The sequence below is a fragment of the Mesorhizobium sp. M7A.F.Ca.ET.027.02.1.1 genome (assembly GCF_004022985.1).
In the GTDB taxonomy this organism is placed as follows: domain Bacteria; phylum Pseudomonadota; class Alphaproteobacteria; order Rhizobiales; family Rhizobiaceae; genus Mesorhizobium.
This window is the reverse complement of sequence record NZ_RZOL01000406.1, coordinates 1-5,473: the sequence shown is the minus strand read 5'-3', so window position 1 is coordinate 5,473 and position 5,473 is coordinate 1. Positions and strand designations below refer to the sequence as shown.

General features: G+C 60.0%; 3 protein-coding genes. All 3 read right to left on the bottom strand.

The window, feature by feature from the left end; genetic code table 11:
* Positions 1–116 precede the first annotated feature (116 nt).
* Positions 117–3,611 carry an AAA family ATPase gene (locus EN749_RS29745; protein ID WP_128364500.1) on the bottom strand — a complete coding sequence of 1,165 codons (3,495 nt, stop codon included), beginning with the start codon at positions 3,609–3,611 and terminating at the stop codon, positions 117–119.
* Positions 3,611–4,885 (bottom strand): DNA repair exonuclease, encoded by a 1,275-nt coding sequence (locus tag EN749_RS29740; RefSeq protein ID WP_128364499.1) that lies wholly within the window; start codon positions 4,883–4,885, stop codon positions 3,611–3,613. Before EN749_RS29740 ends, EN749_RS29745 begins: the two co-directional genes overlap by 1 nt.
* Before the next feature lie 316 nt (positions 4,886–5,201).
* A partial coding sequence (locus EN749_RS29735; RefSeq protein WP_210214737.1) for a DUF4158 domain-containing protein occupies positions 5,202–5,473 on the bottom strand: 272 nt, incomplete at its 5' end.

The window sequence follows — 5,473 nt, the reverse complement described above, 5'->3', positions numbered from 1 at the left end:
TCCTCAAAGTGCCTGTAAACGGCTTGGCGCTTCGGCGCTGATCGGCGAATAATCTTTGAATTGGTCACGGGCGGTCACGGAGGGCCCCCGGCTTGCACCATCTCGGGATCGACGTCTCACGCAGCTCGGCGTTCCTGGACGAGTGGCGCGGCCAACTCGTGTATGCGCGCATTAGGACAAACCCGCCGGGCGATGTCGCAAAGATGCTGGTGATGCGTCAGATAAATTACCTGACCCACTTTCGCCATATCGGCGAAGAGCCGGAAAGCTTCCTCCGCCCGAAAGTCGTCGAACGTCTCCATGATGTCGTCGGCGATAAAGGGAACCGAGGTTCGAGATTGGGCGAACTCGTGGTAGCCGGCAACCCGGAGCGCGAGATAGAGTTGAAAGCGCGTTCCCTTTGACATTTCCTGCGCCAGCTTGGAACTCCCATCAGCCCCGATGCCAATAAGGACTTCGGTGTCCTTGTCAGGCTGGGTCGCCAGACCGCGATAGGCGCCGCGGCTGATCACCTGAAAAGCCGCCGAGGCGCGAAGCATCATCGAACTGCGATGCTTGTCGCGATAGAGGCGCAAGGCTTGCTCGGCCGCTACGATGCCGGCCCTGAGGCGGAAGTAGCTGAACGCTTTATCCTCGATTTCCAGGAGGACCGTGCGCCGTTGCTCCTCAAGAGCAGCCACGGCATTGTCGCCGTCGACAGCATCCACCTCGTCGGACGCTTTGCTGTATGCCGTAAACAACTCTCGTACGCGCCGATCCTGATCCTCAAACCGGGCTCTGAGTTCTACCTGCTCGGCCTCCAGCGCATGCCGATCCGCGGCGTCAAGCATCTGTTCGACATCGGCCATGTCCTGAATTGGCAGCGCCTCGCGGATTTCGCGTTCGATGATATGACAACGCCGGCGCGAGTCGATCTTTTGCTCGATCATGCGCAGCTTTTTCTCAACCTCCTGCAAGGAAGTTACTCCGAACAGCTGCGTCATTTCAGATTTGCGTCGCTCGCAAATCTCGATTTCAGCCTCCAGGTCCCGGCTTTTGAGGCTCTGATCCTTGAGAGCAAGCTGCATGGATTCCTTTTCCGCCTTTTTCGATCGGGCCTCTTCCACTCTGGCGGACATCAGCGCCCAGAGGCTCAGGGCACTCTCTGCTGGTCGCTCCAATCCGAGTTCTGCGGCCATGACGGCAAGCTCGCGCGAAAAGGCCGCCTGATCGTCCTCCATCTTGGCGATGCGATCTGCCAATCCGGCTTGCCGTTGAGCAGCCGGGCCGAGCTCGGCTAGTCGGTCCATGACCTCCTTGACGGTCATGAGGCTGGGGATAGTGCCGCCCGCCCCGAGCCAGCAGCTCCTGCAAACCTGAGCCCATGACGCGTCCCATCGCGCCTCGTCGGCGGATGCCGTTTCAAGGGCTGAGCGGCGGGAAGCCTCCTCCCTTTCGCAGCGTTCAAGCTGCTCCCTCAGATTCTTGTGTTCAACTTCCAGATCAACGGCCGATTGGGCCGTAGCCAAAAGCGCTTCGCAGGAATCAGAGTGATCATGGGGAACGGCTGCCGCCGACAGTGCCGCCGAGAGCCGGTTCTGCGCCGCCGAGCCATCCGCTTCCGCCTGGCGTAGGTCACCTTCCGCCTGCCTGAGCAATGCGGCCGTCGCGAGGGCCATTTCGCGGCGGCGCAGCCATGCCTCAAGCCCACCTAGCGTGATCTCGCCGGAAACAGCCGGAGCCATTTTCCGAGCGGACTCCAGAATGTTGGCCCTGATAACTTCGCGTTTCGATTTTGCCGCGTTCAGCAGCTCCGCTGAACGTTCCAATTCCGCTTCCGCGACGGCGAGTCTCTGACAGGTTTGATTGAGCTTCGCCAGGTCGCCCATGTGTCCCAGCCGGGCGCTGGTGATCAGATCGTCTTTCCGCAGCTCGATCTCAAACGCCGCAGCGGTCGATTGATCGAGCGCCTCACGATGCTTGGCCCACGCCGCTTCACGCGCTGATCGCGACGTCGCTGCCTCATGATCGTCCACGACGCCGGTGGAATTCTTCACTGCATCCAGTTCGGCTCGTAAACGCCGCTGCTCACTCGTGAGGCGCCCGCTGTCATCGCTGTGGCGATCGATCTCGGCTTCCGCTTTAGAAAGAGCTGATTTCCAGCTCTCCAGCTCAGAAGGCGCCGGCACTCTCATTTGCCTCACCTGGTCTAGACTTTCACCCCAGGGTCGGAGTTCCGACATCTGTTGCGCCAGTGTTCCCAGGAGTTCCACACGAGAGCGTTCCGCGACGCGGCGGCGGGATGCATGATCGTTCTCTCGAAGCGCCGAGAGCTCCCTCGCCAGCGCCGCAATGGCTTTGCCGTTTGTGGAGGCAGCGGCTTCGCTCGACAGCTTGCTCTGCAACTCAATCAGACGGCGGTTTGCCTCTTTGGCTTCGCGCTTCGCGTTTTGAAGCGTCGCGTCGATACCGGATCGGCGTTCAACGAGGTCTCTGATACTCCCAGAAATGCGACTTCCGAGCATCAGGCTGCTCGGCTCGTCTTCTTCGGGGCGCTCGAGAAGCCGCAGAATGTTCGCAATTTCCCGGTCGACCTCCGTCAATTGAAGACGGCGGTCCGGCAAATCCCTTTCGGCGGTGACATAACGGGCGTGCAACTCGCCGATAGCGTCCATCCGTTGCCCCACGGTGAGCGCGATCTCGTCTACGGCAATGGCATTGAGCCCTTTCTCAAGCTCGGCCATTGACGCTTTCGCGGTCTCCCGCTTCACGGCAAGCTCGATGTCCTCTTGATGAAGTACCGGCAGTTCGTTTGCCCACGACGGCGGCGCCTCGGGAACATCTTGCAACTCAGCGAGGATGTCCCGGATGTGCCGCAATTCCGACAGTCGTGGCAGTGCGGTCAGCAGGTTTTTGACCTCCTCCAGCCGCAGCTGCGTCCGGGTTCGGTCGGCCATCGCTTCGTCATAGTGCGCCAGTGACCGCTCCTTGGTTTCCACCATCTGGCGATAATGGGTGGCGAGCGTGTCAATCTGCTCTTTTCGCTCCTTCAGGTCGGAAAGCCGACTTTTCAAGTCGCCGATTTCACTGCTGCGGGCACGGAGCTTAAACAGGCCGTCGGCTTGCAAACGCAATTCAACAAGCGTCTGACTTAGTGCCGCCAATCCTGTGCTTGCCGAAAACAGAAGCTGCCCGAGATCACCCTTGCTCGCCAGAATGCTCTCGCCGCCTTCCTCAAGGGTGTCATCGTCGAGTGAAAACATCGCGCAATAGACGTCCCGCTCAACTCCACCAAGCTCGCCGAGGATCAAATGTTCGCCGATCGGCTGATCACCCGGACCGAGCAGACTGTTTTGGGGCTTCTTGATCCGGACAAGCTCCCGGGCAAAACCACCGATCTCCAATGCGGCCCCGATGCGCATCGTTGAGTATGGATGGAGGAAATCATAGCGGCTGCGGGACTCGACGCCGAAGAGGAGGTCGAGGAATGCAGATAGGGCTGTCGATTTGCCCGCCTCGTTCGGACCGTAGATGATGTGTAAATCCGGACGCCCCGGCTCCACGGGCCCGAAGTCGATGTGCTTGTCGGTGAATTTGCCGTAGCGGGTAAGGTCAAGCCGGTTGATGCGCATCAGGCTACCTCATCCTGCTTCCGGCGATGGAGCCGTGCGAGCACATCTTCGACCCCCTCCTGCGCGAGCAGGCGCAACGTGGCCCGAAACTCCTCCTGGTCAGCACCGAAAGCACCTCTGCTTTCAGGCGGCAGATGACCACGAAGCTCCTCGCCAATATCGATGAGCGTGGCGTGGTAAGCTTCCGACCCGATGATCTCGCTTCCGACAAGCTCTCGAAGTTCGACGAGTGGACCCCCGTTGGACCGATCCGCGGAAACGAGGTCGGTGCACTGGATCTCCACTTTCTCGATCCAGGTCCGGCCAATGACAGATGCTCTGTGCTCGGCTTCGGCCTTAATGAGGTCGGCATCGTTGCGGAGCTGCCATGCGAGCGGCGTTCGTCCGGTGAAGGAAAGTCGGACCACAAGGTGTTCGGAATTTGCAGCTTCCCGCGCAGCCTCCAGGGTGGCGGCTACCGTGGTCACCATCTGACGCCAATCTGCGACGCCATCGAGGTCGATCACCACGCGCTCGAACTGTGCGATGCTGGTGAACCTCTCCTCAACATGGACTGTGCGGTCATCAGCGATCGTAACAAGACTGACCGATTTCGGACCGGATTCGTTGATGTCGCGCCCCTGGGGCATGCCCGGCATAACGATCGTGCAGCGTCCGGTGCTGATTGACCGCTTGTGAATGTGACCGAGCGCCCAATAGTCGAACTCTGTCGCCTCCAGATCCGAGACGTTGCAGGGTGCGTACCGATCGTGCCCCCGCGTTCCTGCGAGGCTGGTGTGCAGAAGACCTATATTCACAGCGCCTTCGACCCGTGGCTTGTACTTTCCCACCAGACTTTCCGGACACTGTGCCTGCGCAAAGCTAAGCCCGTGAATGACCACAGGGGTGGCTCGATCTCCCGATTCGAGCGAAATAGCCTCGGGGCGCCCACCGTAGACTTTTACTGATTCCGGGTACGCCAGTTCTCTGGTGATCTTCGACAACGCATCATGGTTGCCCCGGATGATGAACACCCGGACTCCGGCTTGGTCCAGGCGGCGGATTTGCTCGGAAAGGAACCGAGCAGTTTTCATGGAGGTCTGATCGCCGTCGTAGAGATCACCTGCCAGAAGAAGCGCGTCGACCTGCTCGGACAGGCAGAGATCGACGATATTGACAAAGGCACGCCGCGTCGCGTTGCCAATCAGTTTACCCAGTTCCGGGTTGCGTAGCGCCAGCGACCGAAGAGGCGAATCCAGATGAACGTCCGCCGTATGAACAAATCGAAAAGCCAATGCCCCTACCTTTTGCCTTCGCGTGAGAAGGCTTTGATTCCCCGAAACAGATACTGGGCTGCGCTTGGGTTCCTGCCTAGGCTGCCAATCTCTCGCGATTTCAGGTTTCCACAGGCTAATGACGGAATCTGTCACCAGCCGCGGATCGTGCAGCTCTTATCGCTCAAAACTGTTGGGAAAACTGCATTCTTGGAAGCGAAGGAAAGTCGGGCGCTGGTGAGTCTCGACGATTCGGAGATGCCAGCACATCCATATGCTGGCGGCCCAGAAACACACGATCAGCGGACGCCACGCGCGAACTTTCCCTCCATCCGGCTCAGATCCTGGAGCCCCTGACGGCAAGTTCGACCATCATCGGCACATCATCCCGGGCGGGAACCCGCAGACCGCGCAGCGCTGCGAGCTCAAGCGGGTGATCGGTCCGGGTCTGCGGGCGGCGGCTGTAATCCCGGTAGAGCTCCGGTGACCGGCCCAGCTGTGCGGCCAGGTAGCCGAGCAATTCATGCGCGATCGATTGATCGGCGCGCGGGCCAAACCCGGGATGGAACTCTGGATCATTGACGACCAACGCGTCGAGTCCAGCGAGAT